This is a genomic window from Streptomyces siamensis (assembly GCF_039543605.1).
GTDB lineage: Bacteria > Actinomycetota > Actinomycetes > Streptomycetales > Streptomycetaceae > Streptomyces > Streptomyces siamensis.
The window spans coordinates 42534-57398 of sequence record NZ_BAABKB010000026.1 but is presented as its reverse complement, the minus strand read 5'-3'; the positions used below and the strand labels follow the sequence as shown (position 1 = coordinate 57398).

General features: G+C 71.7%; 16 protein-coding genes. 7 read left to right on the top strand and 9 right to left on the bottom strand.

Going from position 1 to position 14865, the window contains the following annotated elements; all coding sequences use genetic code 11:
- Positions 1–83 precede the first annotated feature (83 nt).
- From ABEB03_RS28460 to ABEB03_RS28450, 3 genes are all read right to left on the bottom strand, one after another.
- Positions 84–1574, bottom strand: coding sequence for a glutamate synthase subunit beta (locus tag ABEB03_RS28460; protein ID WP_345655485.1), 1491 nt, complete (start codon positions 1572–1574; stop codon positions 84–86).
- Positions 1575–1842: 268 nt separating this feature from the next.
- Positions 1843–2322, bottom strand: coding sequence for an anthrone oxygenase family protein (locus ABEB03_RS28455; RefSeq protein ID WP_345655483.1), 480 nt, complete (start codon positions 2320–2322; stop codon positions 1843–1845).
- 454 nt (positions 2323–2776) lie between these two features.
- A complete protein-coding gene (locus ABEB03_RS28450; RefSeq protein WP_345655480.1) occupies positions 2777–3472 on the bottom strand; it encodes a DUF2293 domain-containing protein in 696 nt (231 codons plus the stop codon).
- A gap of 148 nt (positions 3473–3620) precedes the next feature.
- Here ABEB03_RS28450 and ABEB03_RS28445 point away from each other — a divergent pair, with 148 nt between their 5' ends.
- The 3 genes from ABEB03_RS28445 (at position 3621) to ABEB03_RS28435 (ending at position 5325) form a co-directional block, all read left to right on the top strand.
- On the top strand, positions 3621–4262 hold the full coding sequence (locus tag ABEB03_RS28445; RefSeq protein ID WP_345655478.1) for a nucleoside/nucleotide kinase family protein: 642 nt from the start codon (positions 3621–3623) through the stop codon (positions 4260–4262).
- A gap of 68 nt (positions 4263–4330) precedes the next feature.
- Entirely contained in the window at positions 4331–4744 is a 414-nt protein-coding gene (locus tag ABEB03_RS28440) for a PPOX class F420-dependent oxidoreductase (RefSeq protein WP_345655476.1), read from the top strand.
- Positions 4745–4896: 152 nt separating this feature from the next.
- Positions 4897–5325: a CBS domain-containing protein gene (locus tag ABEB03_RS28435; protein ID WP_345655474.1), complete on the top strand. Its 429-nt coding sequence runs from the start codon at positions 4897–4899 to the stop codon at positions 5323–5325.
- Positions 5326–5391: 66 nt separating this feature from the next.
- On the opposite strand, the gene ABEB03_RS28430 is transcribed toward ABEB03_RS28435, so the two are convergent.
- Positions 5392–6519, bottom strand: a complete 1128-nt coding sequence (locus ABEB03_RS28430) for a magnesium and cobalt transport protein CorA (protein WP_345655472.1) — start codon at positions 6517–6519, stop codon at positions 5392–5394.
- Positions 6520–6905: 386 nt separating this feature from the next.
- On the opposite strand from ABEB03_RS28430, the gene ABEB03_RS28425 reads away from it, so the two are divergent.
- Entirely contained in the window at positions 6906–7700 is a 795-nt protein-coding gene (locus tag ABEB03_RS28425; protein ID WP_345655470.1) for a class I SAM-dependent methyltransferase, read from the top strand.
- A 43-nt stretch (positions 7701–7743) separates the two neighbouring features.
- On the opposite strand, the gene ABEB03_RS28420 is transcribed toward ABEB03_RS28425, so the two are convergent.
- Both ABEB03_RS28420 and ABEB03_RS28415 read right to left on the bottom strand, forming a co-directional pair.
- Positions 7744–8691, bottom strand: coding sequence for a carbohydrate kinase family protein (locus ABEB03_RS28420; RefSeq protein ID WP_345655468.1), 948 nt, complete (start codon positions 8689–8691; stop codon positions 7744–7746).
- Positions 8688–9593 (bottom strand): pseudouridine-5'-phosphate glycosidase, encoded by a 906-nt coding sequence (locus ABEB03_RS28415; protein ID WP_345655466.1) that lies wholly within the window; start codon positions 9591–9593, stop codon positions 8688–8690. Before ABEB03_RS28415 ends, ABEB03_RS28420 begins: the two co-directional genes overlap by 4 nt.
- Before the next feature lie 106 nt (positions 9594–9699).
- On the opposite strand from ABEB03_RS28415, the gene ABEB03_RS28410 reads away from it, so the two are divergent.
- Both ABEB03_RS28410 and ABEB03_RS28405 read left to right on the top strand, forming a co-directional pair.
- Positions 9700–10128 (top strand): VOC family protein, encoded by a 429-nt coding sequence (locus ABEB03_RS28410; protein ID WP_095933579.1) that lies wholly within the window; start codon positions 9700–9702, stop codon positions 10126–10128.
- Positions 10129–10223: 95 nt separating this feature from the next.
- Entirely contained in the window at positions 10224–10586 is a 363-nt protein-coding gene (locus ABEB03_RS28405) for a cupin domain-containing protein (RefSeq protein WP_345655463.1), read from the top strand.
- A 142-nt stretch (positions 10587–10728) separates the two neighbouring features.
- Here the strand turns inward: ABEB03_RS28405 and ABEB03_RS28400 are convergent, their stop codons facing one another.
- From ABEB03_RS28400 to ABEB03_RS28390, 3 genes are all read right to left on the bottom strand, one after another.
- Positions 10729–11997 (bottom strand): MFS transporter, encoded by a 1269-nt coding sequence (locus tag ABEB03_RS28400; protein WP_345655547.1) that lies wholly within the window; start codon positions 11995–11997, stop codon positions 10729–10731.
- Positions 11998–12120: 123 nt separating this feature from the next.
- Positions 12121–12675 carry a methylated-DNA--[protein]-cysteine S-methyltransferase gene (locus tag ABEB03_RS28395; RefSeq protein WP_345655461.1) on the bottom strand — a complete coding sequence of 185 codons (555 nt, stop codon included), beginning with the start codon at positions 12673–12675 and terminating at the stop codon, positions 12121–12123.
- Between the two features lie 138 nt (positions 12676–12813).
- The gene (locus tag ABEB03_RS28390) at positions 12814–13686 is read right to left on the bottom strand and encodes a glycerophosphodiester phosphodiesterase (protein WP_345655458.1); all 873 of its coding nucleotides are present in this window, start codon (positions 13684–13686) and stop codon (positions 12814–12816) included.
- Between the two features lie 280 nt (positions 13687–13966).
- Between ABEB03_RS28390 and ABEB03_RS28385 the strand changes: the two genes are divergently transcribed.
- Entirely contained in the window at positions 13967–14833 is an 867-nt protein-coding gene (locus tag ABEB03_RS28385; protein WP_345655455.1) for an MHYT domain-containing protein, read from the top strand.
- The last annotated feature ends 32 nt before the right edge of the window (positions 14834–14865 follow it).

Sequence of the window (14865 nt, the reverse complement as noted above, 5' to 3'; positions counted from 1 at the left end):
GGGAGACTGGCGTCGCCGAGCGCGCGGCACGGGACGGCCCGCGCTCTGAGCGGGAGGCGCGACAGGGCGGCAGGCTCCCGGGGTCAGGACGTCGTCATGGGGCGGTCGTACGGACCTATCGGTGCCGGCAGCCGGGACGTCCCGGTCAGGGCACGGTCCACCGCCGCGGCCACCGCGCGGCCCTCGGCGATCGCCCAGACGATGAGCGACTGGCCACGGGCCGCGTCCCCGGCGGCGTACACCCCGGGGACGTTGGTCCGGAAGTCCGCGTCGCGCGCGATCGTGCCGCGCGGGTCGAGGGCGAGACCGAGCTGGTCGATCAGACCGTCCCGGCGGTCCGGGCCGGAGAACCCGAGGGCGAGCAGCACCAGATCGGCGGGGAGCGTGCGCCCCGACTCGGCGATCGGGCGGCGTCGCTCGTCGACCTCGACGAGGTGCAGTTCCCGCACGTGCCCGTCCGCGTCCCCGGCGAAGCGCAGGGTGGACGCGGCGAACAGCCGTGCGTCCGCGTCCGCCGCGGGTGCCGTCTCCAGCGCCCCGGCCTCCTCGTGCGCGGCCGAGAGCCGGTAGATCTTCGGATACGTCGGCCACGGCTCGACGTCCTCGTCACGCTCGGCCCGCGGCAGCGGGTAGATGTCGAGCTGGGTCACCGACGCGGCGCCCTCCCGCACCGCCGTCCCGAGGCAGTCCGCGCCCGTGTCACCGCCACCGACGATCACCACGTGCCGGCCGGCCGCGGACAGCGGCGAGACCTCCAGATCCCCCTCGCACACCCGGTCGGCGAGCGGCAGGTACTCCATCGCCTGATGGATTCCGCTCAACTCCCTTCCAGGGACATCCAGTTCACGCCAGGCCGTCGCGCCGACGGCGAGTATCACCGCGTCGTACCGTGCCTTCAGGTCCGTGGCACGGATGTCCCTGCCGATCGCCGTCGACGTACGGAAGCGGGTCCCCTCCGCACGCATCTGGGCGAGCCGCCGGTCGAGGTGCCGCTTCTCCATCTTGAACGCGGGGATCCCGTACCGCAGCAGTCCGCCGACCCGGTCGGCCCGCTCGTACACGGCGACGGTGTGCCCCGCCCGCGTCAACTGCTGCGCCGCCGCCAGCCCGGTGGGCCCCGAGCCGATCACGGCGATGGTCCGCCCGGACAGCCGGTCGGGCGGGCGCGGGGGAGTGAAGCCGTCCTGCCAGGCTCGGTCCGCGATGGCGACCTCGACGTTCTTGATGGTCACCGCCGGCTGGTTGATCGCGAGAACGCAGCCGGCCTCGCACGGAGCCGGGCACAACCGCCCGGTGAACTCCGGGAAGTTGTTGGTGGCGTGCAGCCGGTCGCTCGCCGCCCGCCAGTCCTCGCGCGAGACCAGGTCGTTCCACTCGGGGATCAGATTGCCCAGGGGGCAGGCGTCGTGACAGAAGGGGACCCCGCAGTCCATGCAACGGTCGGCCTGCTTGCTGATGATCGGCAGCAGGGCTCCGGGGACGTACACCTCGTTCCAGTCCCGCACCCGCTCCTCGATGGGCCGACGCGGGTACTCCTCGCGCGGTGTGGTCATGAACCCTTTGGGATCGGCCATGGCCGTCTCCCTCGCGTACGCGTACCGGCAGGGCGCCGCGCGCCGGCGCACGTGAACGCGCCAAGGCCTCCGCGCGGCACTCCTTTCCCGCCACGATACGTCCCCTTCAGGAGCCCCGCCGCTCAGGTGAGGAGCCGCCCCCGGGGCCGTCCGGTGGCGTCCCCGAGGGCCGTTCACCGGGTCGTCCGGGGGCCGCTCGCAAGGTCGTCCGGACGGCGTCCCCGGGTCCGAGCCGGAAGGTCCGGGGGAGGAGGGCCAGGGCCCGGGCTCAGGTCAGGGCGAGCGTGTACGACACGGCGGCGGCGGCCGAGGCGACCGTGCGGACGTGGTTCCACCACGTCCACTCCCGCACGTACGTCCGCCAGTACGCGGCGGCCTCCTGCGTCCCCGGGTCCAGCTTGAGAAGCGCGTCGTTGCGCGGGACGTTCGCGACGATCGTCACTCCGAACGACCCGAACAGATACAGCGCGCTGCCCAGCAGCAGCTCCACCGTCCCGTCGTCCGGCAGCAGCACGAACGTGACCACTCCGAGCACGGCACACAGCCCCGCAGAGCCGACGAACACCAGCATGAACGGCGGTCGCACCGCCGCGACATTGATCGCGTTCATCGCGGCCACCCCCTGCGCGGGCGGCAGGTCGGCGAGCCCCCTCATCACGAATGTCGAGAATCCGCAGAAGACGCCTGCCACCACCCCGCAGCCGAGCACTCCCAGCACCGTCAGTACGAAGTACGGTCCATCGATCATGTTCACTCCCCCCGTCCCCGAGACCAAAGATCTTGCACCGACCGTCACCACAAGTGAAGCCCCCTGCGTCCACAGTGACCATCACCGAGGAGCGCGGGCACATGCGTGAACGTCCAGAACGCGCGCCGCGCCCGTGCGCCACGGATCGGGTTCCCTCCCGTGACCCGTGACCCGTGACCCGTGACCCGTGACCCGTGACCCGTGACCCGTGGGGCGTGGCCCGTGAACCGTGACCCGTGGCCCGTGACCCGTGGCCCGTGGGCTGTGACCCGTGACTCGTGGCACGTGAGCTGCGGGCCGTGGGCCGTGACCCGTCGGCCGTGGTCTGTGGCCCGTGGACTCTGGGCCGTGACCCGTCGGCCGTGGTCTGTGGACCGTGGTCTCTGGGCCGTGACCCGTCGGCCGTGGTCTCTGGGCCGTGAGCCCTTGCGTCGTGCGCCGGGGCCACGCCCGCTCACGAGCGAACCGTGCCCCCTTCGCGCCACGCGCCGAGCCGCGCCTCCACCACGGCCTCGATCCGGTGGCGTGCCTCGTGGCGCGGCACGCCGTCCATCAGCAACTGGTCGTACGACGTGTCCACGTGCCGTACGGACGCCCGGACCGCCGCGGTCACCGCCCCCTCCGACAGTGCACGGCCCGCCGCACTGCGCCCCACCCGTCCGCTTCCCCGCACCGAGGCGTGGCCCGCGATCGCCCGTGCCCGGTCGGCCGGGCAGCGTGGGAACAGGCGGCGTATCTCCCGTGCGAACGCGTCCGTGAACCGCACGTCCTCCCTCTCCCGCCGCCGTGCGTCCCGCACCCGGCGCCGCCTCCTCGCCTCCGCGTCGGCCAGACACCGCGCCTCGGCACGGGCGAGGGCCTCCTCCTCCACGAGCAGGCCCTGCCGTTCGTAGCGGCCACGACGCCGGTTGAACCGCACCACGACCGCCCACAGCGCACTGCCCTCCCGCGACCTGCGCGTCAGCGCGGTGTCCCCGCGCGGCAGGAAGACCAGATGCCCGAGATCGGCACAGTCCAGGCACCGCGGAGTCCCCTCCTCCAGCACGAGCAGCGCCAGCGGTCCGGTCCGGCAGTCACCGCAGTGCCGCTTCTTGAGCGGCTGGACGACGAGAAGTCCGGTCCCTTGCACGGGAGTTGCCATGGGTGCCATACGCGGTTCATTCCCCCCTTCGCCCCGTACGGAATGCGCTGGGATGCCGTCCTTCCGGGCCGACTCGGTCCCCGGGCCGTATCGGCTGCTCCCGGAGCCCCGCCGCCGTCCCCGTCGGCCGACGAGAACCTCGCCCGCACGGGGCATCATGGGCTCTGTGCGACTCGAAGCGATCACCTGGGAACGGCTCGGCGATCTTCTCGCCGGTCGCCTGCTCGACCTGAAGCCGGACGACGGCAGCCCGTGGCCGCGCATCGCCTTCGACGGAGCCCCCGCCGCCCGCCCCGGCGAACTCGCGCACCGCGTCTCCGAGGCACTGCGCATACGCGGCCGGACCTCGCTCGTCGTCGGCACGGAAGGCTTCCTGCGCCCCGCGTCGCTCCGCCTCGAATACGGTCACCAGGACGCCGACAGCTACTACGACGGCCGGTTCGACACCGGCGCCCTCTGGCGCGAGGTCTTCGGCCCCCTGGATTCGGACGGCGACGGGCGCGTGCTGCCCGACCTCTGGGACCCGGTCAGCGACCGCGCCACCCGCAGCCCCTACGTACAACTCCCGCCCGGCGGGATCCTGTTGATGCACGGCCCCTTCCTCCTTCGCCACTGGTTCCCCTTCGACCTCAGCGTTCACGTGCTCCTTTCTCCCGGCGCCCTGCGCCGCCGTTCCCCCGAGGCGGAGCAGTGGACCCTCCCCGCCTTCGCGCGCTACGAGGCCGAGGTGGACCCGGGCGCCACGGCGGACCTCATGGTGCGCGCCGACGATCCGCGCCGCCCGGCTTGGAACGGCTGAGCGATCACGCACGGCCACTGACACGAAAAGGCTTTTATATGCGCGTGCATATAGTTAGCCTGTGGTCCATGACGACCTCCGCCGACAGCCCGGCATCCTTCGACGACTCGGTCCGCGCCCTCCTCGACGGCAAGAACTTCGCCAGCGTCGCCACCCTGGGACCCGGCGGCGCTCCTCAGAACTCCGTGGTGTGGATCAAGCGCGACGGCGACACCGTCCTCTTCTCCTCGACCGCCGGACGCCAGAAGGTACGCAATCTCCGACGCGACCCCCGCATCAGCCTCTCCGTCTTCGATCTGGTCAACCCCTACTCCTCGGTCGAGATCCGCGGCACCGCCGAGATCCTCCCCGACGACGCCAAGCGACTCCCGTACGAGCTCTCCCACAAGTACCTCGGGATCGACCCCCCGGCGGAGAAGGACGACGAGGTCCGTGTGATCATCCGCGTCGTCCCGCGGAAGGTCGTCGGCTTCTCCGCCTGATCCCGGGGCCACCGCGCGGGCGGGGCTCCGGCAGTCGCCGGAAATCCCGCAGTTCCGGGTGCGTTCGTCCGGCGACACGGCGAGAATTGAGGGCGCCGGGACTAGCGGTGCGTCCCGCGCCGCGCCGGCCGTCCGGCACTGGGAGGTACTTCATGACCACCGCCGGAGACATCATGCACCGCGGTGCCCAATGGATCCCCGCGCACGAGACCCTGGACCGCGCCGCCCAGCTGATGCGCGAGCTCAACGTGGGCGCCCTGCCCATCAGCGACGAGAACGAACGGCTCTGCGGCATTCTCACCGACCGCGACATCGTCGTCGGATGCGTGGCCAGGGGTCACGACCCGGCGAAGATCACCGCGGGAGACCTGGCCCAGGGCACACCGCGCTGGATCGATTCGAGCGCAGATGTCGACGAAGTGCTCCAGGAGATGAAGGGGCACCAGATCCGCCGGCTTCCCGTCATCGAGAACAAGCGGCTGGTCGGCATGATCAGCGAGGCGGACCTGGCCCAGCATCTGACGGACGAACAACTCGCCGCCTGGGTCGAGGGCGTCTACGCGAGGAGCCTGGCCGGCTGACACGGATGTCCAGTCGTCCCCGAGGGCGCACTCTCGTCCGGCCGGCCGTGCCGGGCGAGGGGCGTCTCAGAGCCAGCCGTTGCGCCTGAATCCCCGGTACAGGACGACACAGGCGACGGATATCACGCCTATGACCAGGGGGTAGCCGAACCTCCAGTGCAGTTCCGGCATGTTGTCGAAGTTCATTCCGTAGACACCGCAGACCATGGTCGGCACCGCGATGACCGCCGCCCATGCCGTGATCTTCCGCATGTCCTCGTTCTGCGACACGGTCACCTGCGCGAGGTGGGCCTGGAGGATCGAGTTGAGCAGTTCGTCGAAAGCCGCGATCTGTTCGGCGACGCGCGTCAGATGGTCGGAGACGTCGCGGAAGTAGGTCTGTATCTCCGGGTCGACCACGCGTATCGGCCGGGTGGCGAGCTCCTGGACGGGGCGGGCGAGCGGCACCACCGCACGCTTCAGCTCCAGGAGTTCGCGCTTGAGCTGGTAGATGCGACCGGCGTCCGCACGGGCTCCGTTGGGAGCGAACACGTCGGCCTCGACCTGGTCGATGTCCGACTGGACCGAGTCCGTGACACTCACATATTCGTCCACCACGTGGTCGGCGATCGCGTGCAGGACGGCCGCCGGACCCTTGGACAACTGCAGGCGGTCGGCCTCCAACTCCTCGCGCAACGGCCCCAGGGAGCCGTGCCGCCCGTGCCGCACCGTGATGACGAAGTCCGGTCCGACGAAGACCATGATCTCGCCGGTGTCGACCACTTCGCTGGTCGCCGTCAGTTCCTTGTGCTCGACATAGCAGACGGTCTTGAACACCGCGAACAGCGTGTCGCCGTACCGCTCCAGCTTCGGACGCTGATGGGCTTCCACCGCGTCCTCGACGGCCAGCGGGTGCAGGTCGAAGAGTTCGGCGATGCCGGCGAACTCGCGGTCCGTCGGCTCGTGCAGCCCGAGCCAGACGAAACCGTCCTCGTCCTTGCGGATCCGCTCCACGGTGTCGACCAGGTCGCGGCCGCCGGGGACTCTGGCACCGTCCCGATAGGCGACGCAGTTCACCACCGCGGAGCCCAGGGGAGACCGGGCGGGGTGGCTCAGGTCGACACGGGCACGCCGCCGTGTCAGCCGTGCCACCTTGCGGAGGCCGCCGACCGCGCCGAGGGCCGTGACCTTCCGCAGATTCCCTGCCATGGACATCTGGATCTCCTTGCGTGGATCTCCTCGCGCCGCACTTTGCGCCTTGGCGCGCCAGTCTGCCAGCCCTGATCGGATGCCGGAAAAGCCTGTGGGAACGGAATATTCCGTTCCGTTGGATGCGGGTGGGTACGGGGCCGAGCCGCCGGTCCGCGCCGGCCCCGCCGAGGTCGGCGTCTCGCGGGTGTCTGCGAGGCGCGCCCGACCGATACCCGCACGGGCCCGCGGGGGGACGTGTGCCCGCAGGGCGCTCACGCATGCGGGCGAGTGGGCGAGGAGCCGCCCGTGGGCGCCGCGAGGGGGTCTCGCGGGTGGGAGCGGTCCCGCCGGTGCCGACGACGGGAGCGTCGCCGATTCCCGGCAAGCCGGTCAACTGGGATGATCTCCCCATGACGCGAACCGACGGATACCTCCTCGACAACCGGCAGAACGAGGCGGGGCAACGCTTCGACGCCTTCGCCACCGTCTTCGACCCCACGACGTTCCGGCACTTCGAGAGCTTCGGCATCGGATCCGGCTGGCGCTGCTGGGAGGTCGGCGCGGGCGGCACGTCCGTGGTGTCCTGGCTCGCCAAGAAGGTCGGCCCGACCGGCCGGGTCCTCGCCACCGACATCGACACCTCGTGGGTGGCCTCGGTCGCGCGCTCGCCCGTCGAGGTCCGCGTCCACGACGTGGGTGCGGAGGAACCTCCGGGGGAGGGCTTCGACCTCGTGCACGCCCGACTCGTCCTGGTCCATGTGCCTGACCGGGAGCGAGCGTTGCGCTCCATGATCCGGGCCCTGCGGCCCGGAGGCCGGCTCCTCGTCGAGGACGCCGACCCCGCCCTGCAGCCCCTGCTCTGCCCCGACGAGTACGGCCCCGAACAGCAGCTCGCGAACCGGCTGCGCAAGGGGTTCCGCAGTCTGCTCGCGGAGCGCGGCGCCGACCTCGCGTACGGCCGCAAGCTCCCGCGGCTGCTCCGCGAGGCCGGCCTGAGCGGCGTCGAGGCCGACGCGTACTTCCCCGTCGCCTCACCCGCCTGCGCCGCGCTGGAGACGGCGACGGTCGAGCAGATCCGCGACCGGCTGGTCGGCGCGGGCCTCGCCACCCACGAGGAGATCGACCAGCACCTCACCAACGTCGCCTCCGGAAGCATGGACCTGGCGACGGCACCGATGATCTCGGCGTGGGGGCGCAAGAAGTAGCCGACGCGACCACCGTGCCGTCACCGGCTGCTCGTGGCCGTCGTCAGGTGCGCGCCGGAGGCCTGCCGCCGACCCGCTCGACCGCCCTCGCTCCCGCCGCGCACCCCTCCACCGCCGCCTCCTCGGGTCCCACGCCCGCGAGCAGGGCGGCCAGGAACGCCCCGGTGAAGGCGTCCCCGGCACCCGTGGTGTCGCGAGGGGTCGCGGGCGCCGCCGGGACGCGGGCCAGGATGCGCCCCGAACGGGCCACCAGCGCTCCTTCGGCTCCCTGCTTCGCGACGACCAGGGGCACGTGGTGGCTCAGCTTGGCCGCTGCGTCGGCCGGATCGGGCAGCCCGGTCAGCAGGTGCGCCTCGGCACGGCTGGGCAGCAGGACGTCGATGCCCTCGACGAGTCCGAGGAAGCGGTCAACGCCCAGATCGACGAGGAAACCCGCCGACGCCGGATCCAGACTCACCGGCACGCCACGCGCGCGTGCCGACTCCACCGCCACCGGCAACAACGCCCTGCCCGGCTCGGAGAAGAGCAGGTATCCCGACAGGTGCAGGCGCGCCACACCGTCGAGGAGCGCGGACGACCAGTCGGCCGGTTCGAGCCGCAGGGACGCCCCGCTGTCCGTGAGGAACGTCCGCTCGGCCGCTGCGCCCCCGTCGACCAGACAGATCACCGTCCCGGTCGGTGCCCGCGGATCCACGACCAGCAGCGGACGTACCCCGCAGGCGGCGAGCTCGCGTCGGTGCCACTCGGCCGCGTCCTTGCCCACCCGGCCGAGCAGCCGTACGTCCGGGCAGCCGCGATGCGCCGCCCAGCACGCGACGTTGGCGCCGGCCCCGCCCGGCAGGGTCCGGATCGCGGCAGCCGTGTCCGTACCCGTGGTGAGCGGCCCCCGATGCCGGGCGACGACATCCGTGACCACGTCCCCGACGACCAGCAGCGCGCCCGCGGAGCTCCCGGCGCCCGGCCCGGAGTCCCCGCGGCCCGTCCCGTTCACACCCGGGCCCACGCCGCCGCGATCCGCGCCGCGAGGCGTACGTTGCCGCGCACCGCGGCCAGATTGGCGGTCAGCGAGGCACCGTCGGTGTGCCGGACCAAGTAGTCCAGCAGGAACGGCGTCACGGCCTGTCCCGTCACCCCCTCCGCCTCGCACGCCCGCAGCGCGTCGGCGAGCACGCGCGCGTGGAGCCCTGGATCGAGCTGCTCCTCCTCGGGGACCGGGTTCGCCACGATGAGGGACGAGTCCGGGGCGTCCAGCGCGTCCTGCGCGCGCATGACCTCGGCGACCTGCTCCGGGGAGTCCAGCGTCCAGTCGACGGGATGACCGGAGTCCGACAGATAGAAGCCGGGGAACCGGTCCGTGCCGTACCCGGCCACCGCCACACCGAGCGTCTCCAGGCGTTGCAGGGTCGCCGGCACGTCCAGGATCGACTTCACGCCCGCGCACACCACCGTGATCCTGGTCCGCGCCAGCAGGCCCAGGTCGGCGGACTCGTCCTGCGTCACCGTCCACTCCCGGTGCACCCCGCCCAGCCCGCCCGTGGCGAACACCCGCAGACCGGCCCGCGCGGCCAGCAGCGCCGTCGCGGACACCGTCGTCGCCCCGCTCGCGCCCGCCGCCATGGCGAGGGGCAGGTCGCGGTGGCCCAGTTTGCGGATCCCGTCCTCGTTGGCGACCCGCTCCACCTGGTCCTTGTCCAGTCCCACGTGGGGCCGCCCGTCGAGCACCGCGATCGTCGCGGGTACCCCGCCCTCCTGCCGTACGACGTCCTCCAGCTCCAGCGCGACCTGCAGATTGCGCGGGCGGGGCAGCCCGTGCGCGATGATCGTCGACTCCAGAGCCACCACCGGCCGGCGCGCGTCGAGCGCCTCTCGCACCTCTTCGGACACCACGATCACGCGTCTGCCTCCTGTCGGTCGAGGTTCCCCCGTATCTGGATCTCTGGCGGGCGGCGCCCCCGGTCAAACTCTTGCGAGCCGCGCCGTACGCCACCAGCCTGGGGGCATGACGGACAACTCGACACGTCTCGACCATGTCGTCCTCTGGGTGCGTGACCCGGCCGCCGCGGCCGCGTTCTACGAGGACGCCGTCGGCCTGGAGCCCCTGATGGTCGCCGAATACGCCGCGGGAAAGGCGTCCTTCCCCTCCGTACGCGTCAACGAGGAGACCATCCTCGACCTCGCGCCGCTGCCCCTGGCGGAGTACATGAACATGGTCCCGGGCGGCACGGAGAGCGCCGGTCACCCGGTGAACCACGTCTGCCTGTCCTTCCCGGAGGACGAGTTCGACGCCCTGCACGCCCGTCTGGAGGAACGGTCCGTCTCCGTCTCGGGCTTCTCCTACGACGCCTCCGGCGCCCGCGGGCCGGCCAAGCGCAGCTTCTACTTCCGCGACCCGGACGGAAACGTCTTCGAGGCCCGGCACTACGAGTAGCCCCCGGCGGCCCCTCGGCGAATCCGGCCGGTCGATCGAGGGGCGGGGCACCCTCGTCGCCGCTCCGGACGGCCCTGCCCTTAGGGTGACCGCTCATGACCACGAACACCGGGGCCACCCCGTCCTTCGCCGTGCACATCCCCGACGCCGAGCTCGAACCGGAGCCGCTGGACCCGGCCCAGATCGTCTCCGGCGAGCCGGTCGTGACGGGCAAGGTGCTGTGGGAGTCCCCCGACGGCAAGCAGCTGCGCGGCATCTGGCAGATCACGCCCGGCGTGGTGACCGACACCGAGGCGAACGAACTCTTCGTCGTGGTCAGCGGCCGCGCCACGGTCGAGGTCGAGGGCGGCGACGTCATCGAGGTGGGCCCGGGCGACGCGGCGATCCTGCGCGAGGGCGACCGCACGACATGGACCGTGCACGAGACGCTGCGCAAGGCGTACCACATCAGCCTCTGAAGACCTCGAAGGCCTTTCGAAGCCCTCGCAGCTCTTGAAGCCCCCTATGTCCTGAACCCCTGAAGTTCTGAAGCGGTGAAGTCCAGAGGCCTTGCGCGTCTGAAGGCCTCTGAGGGGGTTCGGCAGCATCCGCCGGTCCGGCTCATCGACCGCGGCGGTTCCGGGTGAACAACGCCAGGCCGCCCAACGGCACCAGCAGACAGGCGGCGGCGAGGTTCAGCCAGCCGTAGCCCGCCTGCGCGGCGACGACTCCGGCGGTCGCTCCACCCAGACCGGCCGCCGTGTTCATGGTCAGGTCGGACAGCCCTTGGGCCGCGGCCCGTGCCGCCTGCGGAACGGAGTCCGTGAGGAGCGCGGAGCCCGACACGAGCGCGGAGGACCAGCCGAGACCGAGCAGGAACAGCCCCACCGCGGTCTGCCCGTGATGGGCACCCGCCGTCCCCGCGAGCAGCGTCGCCGCCGCCAGCAGGGCCACCGCGAGCGCTATCCCGGACAGCCGGCCGAGCCGGTCCGAGAGCCGTCCCATCAGCGGCGAGAACGCGTACATGCCCGCGATGTGTCCGCTGATCACCAGCCCGATCAGATCGATGCCCGCCCCGTGGTGCCCGAGGGCCACGGGGGTCATCGACATGACCGAGACCATGGCCGTGTGCGCGACCGCCACGGTCACGAGTGCCAGCCTGGCCCGCCGCGAGGCCGCGACGGCCGCGAACCCGGCCCGCAGCGAGCGCGCCTCGGCCGACCGTTCCTCGGCCGGTGCGAGCGCCCTGGCGGTCAGCAGCGGATCGGGCCGCAGCAGTACGGCCACCAGCAGCGCCGACACGAGGAACACCCCGGACGCCCACAGGAACGGTCCCGCCGCCCCGGGGATCCCGAGTCCCGAGACGCTGCGTCCGGCGGGCGCGGCGATGTTGGGGCCCAGCACCGCCCCGATCGTCGCCGCCCACACCACGTTCGAGATGGCGCGGGCCCGCATCGAGGGCTCGGCCAGGTCGGCGGCGGCGAACCGCGCCTGCAGATTCGCCGAGGAGGCCGCGCCGAAACCCGCCATGCCGAGCAGCAGCAGCGGGAAGCTTCCGACGCTCGCCGCGACCACGACGACGGCCGCTCCCGCCGCACCGATGAGATACCCCAGCACAAGGCCCGGCCGGCGTCCTCGCGCCGTCATCAGCGCCGCCAGCGGCACCGAGAGCACCGCCGTACCGGTCACGGTCGCGGTCGGCGCCAGTCCGGACAGCGACTCGGTGCCGCTGACCTGTTGGGCCAGTACGGTGGCGAGCGCGATGCCCGTGGCGACGCCGAGCCCGCCGAGGATCTGACCGGCGATCAGCACGGCGGTGATGCGGCGGCGCAGCACGGGTATCGCCTCGGCGTCGACGGGGACGCCCGCCTGCCGCTCGACGGACGTCACGCGGAACACCGGGGCGCGACGGAACAGGACGCGGTGCGGGATCTGGTCACCGGCGCAGTGTCCCAGCTCGCACCCCTGTACGAACATCCGCCGGAGGTCCCCCGGCAGCGGCGGTGCCCGGTGTCAGAACAGCGGCTCCGGCAGCACGCCTTCCAGCGCCAGCAGTTTCCGCTTCGTCTCCAGGCCGCCGCCGAACCCGCCGATGCCGCCGTCGCTCTCGACCACCCGGTGGCAGGGCACCACGACCGGCAGCGGATTGGAGCCCATGGCCACGCCCACGGCCTGCGCCGCGCCCGGCTGGCCGACCCGTCCGGCCAGGTCGCCGTAGCCGACGACAGAGCCGTACGCCACGCCCGACGCGAGCTCGCGCAGCACCTGACGGTTGAAACCGGAGATCAGGGACCAGTCGAGCGGCAGCTCGAAGTCGTGCCGCTCGCCCGCGAAGTACGCCGAGACCTGGTGTATCGCCTCCGCGAGCAGGGGGGACCCGGGTGCCTCGACGGGGGCGGTGCCCAGCCGGGACACGAGCCGGTCGAGTGCCTTGTCGCGCACCGTGTCCGTGGCGTGGAACACGACGTTCACCAGGCCGTCGCGTGTCGCCACGAGCAGCAGCGGACCGATGTCCGTGCCGACGACGGTCCACACGACCTGTTGCCCGTACTGCCCGTGGCTGTCCATGTGCCCCACCGTACGGCGCGCCACTGACAACGCCCGTCGCGCCACGGGCGGGGGAGCCGTGGAGTCCGGGGCGGCGGGAGCGGCCGCGCCGGGCCCCGGGTGAGGAGGCCGCCGCGCCGACCTGGACGGGGAAGCCGCCTAGTCGTCCACCGCTTTCTGGACCACGTCGGGAGCGTTGGTGATGATCCCGTCGACACCGAAGCCCGCCACCCGCCGGGCGCCGTCCTCGTCGTTCACGGTCCACGCGAAGACCTTCATCGGCGTGCCGTGCGGTCCGTGGAACGCGTGGACCGCCGAGACGTAGCCGGTGGAGAGCGTGGTGTGATCCGAGTTGATCTGGTCGGCGAATCGCGCGTACTGCGGCAACTGCGCCACCGACGGCGTGCCCAGGAAGGCCGTGCGGACGTCCGGGCGCAGGTCGTGCACCGTTCGCACACTGTCGGCGCTGAAGCTCTGCACGATCAGCCGGCCCGTGACGTGCGCCCGGTCGAGCCAGCCCTCGTTGCTCAAGAGCTTGAGGGTCTCCCGTTCGATGCCCGGGTAGAGCTGGGGGTTCTTGATCTCCAGGACGAGCTTCTGATGGTTGTGCGCGACGCGCTCCATGTACCGCGCGAGCGTCGGCACGCGCGCGCCCGCGTACCGGGAGCCGAACCAGCTCCCGGCGTCCAGGCGGGCGATCTCGGCCGCGGTGAAGTCCCGGACGTTCCAGGGGGCTCTGTCCGGGTAGAGCTCCTCGACATCGGTCGTGCGCGCGAGGCCCGCGTCGTGGAGGACGACGAGTTCGCCGTCCTTCGTGCGCTGGACGTCGTTCTCGACCCAGTCGAACCCCAGGTCGGCGGCCTTGTCGATGGCGGCCAGGGTGTTCTCGGGAGCGTAGGCGGAGGCGCCGCGGTGGGAGACGACGACCGGACCGGTCCCTTGGGCCCCGGCGCGCGCGTGCGGGCTGGGCAGTATCACGGCGGCGCCTCCAAGAAACGCGGCGGTCGTGGCGGCGGTTACGCGCGCGTACATGCGTCCTCCTCAGCGTCGTGTGATCACGGACAGCACCAGAGTGACAGCAGAGAGTCGATGAAGGTGGTGTGTGAGGTGGCCACAAATTGAATGGAGTTGCCCAAGTCCGCACACTGACGCCGCACAGGTGCGGCGAGGCCGTGATTCTTTGCCGGAAAATCGTTCGACCATTCCGGTGGGAGTCATACTCTTCGCCTCGGCCCAGTCCGCTCGTGCGGTCCTCCGGGTGGGGGAATTTCAGGGCTTTTCAGGAGCAATACGGCGGGGAGGGCATCCGCGCATGCAGGGCACGGTCGACGGCTTCACTTACGGACTCGTCACACCGCTGGCGGCCTACCTCATGGCTTGCCTGGGCGGAGCGCTCGGACTGCGCTGCACCACCAGATCCATGCTGGTCGCCCGCTCCTGGCGGGCCGGCTGGCTCGCCCTCGGCTCGGCCGCGATCGGCTCCGGCATCTGGACCATGCACTTCATCGCGATGATGGGATTCAGCGTCGAGCAGACGCCGGTCCACTACGACAGACCGACGACGTTCGCGAGTCTGGGCGTTGCCATCGTGATGGTGGGCATCGGGATCTTCATCGTCGGCTACCGCGGTGCCAGTGGGGCGGCGCTCTTCACAGGAGGCACGATCACCGGCCTCGGCGTGGCCTCGATGCACTATCTCGGCATGGCGGGAATGCGGCTGAACGGGAAACTCGAATACAACACTCTCACCGTCTCCGCCTCCGTCGTCATAGCCGTGGTCGCCGCCACAGCCGCCCTGTGGGCGGCGGGACAGGTCCGGGGATTTCTCTGGAGCGTGGGCGCGAGCCTCGTGATGGGACTGGCGGTGACCGGCATGCACTACACGGGCATGGCGGCCCTCAGCGTCCATCTGCACGGCACGTCCAGCAGTCCCGGCGGGGACTCGGCCGCGGCCCTGCTCGCGCCCATGATGATCGGCCCGCTGGCCTTCCTGTGCCTCGCGGGCGTCGTCGTGATGTTCGATCCGCTGATGGTCATGGGCAAGCCCGACTGGACTCCCACGGAGAACCGGCCGGGTGTCCCGGCCCACACCGCGGTACGGCGCACCGGCGGCCGGCCCCCGGTCCGTCCCGGGCGGGTCCGCGCGCAGCGGAGGTCGCGCACTCCGCAGAACCGGTGATCGGACCCCGTTGTCAGTGCGGGGTCGTACGG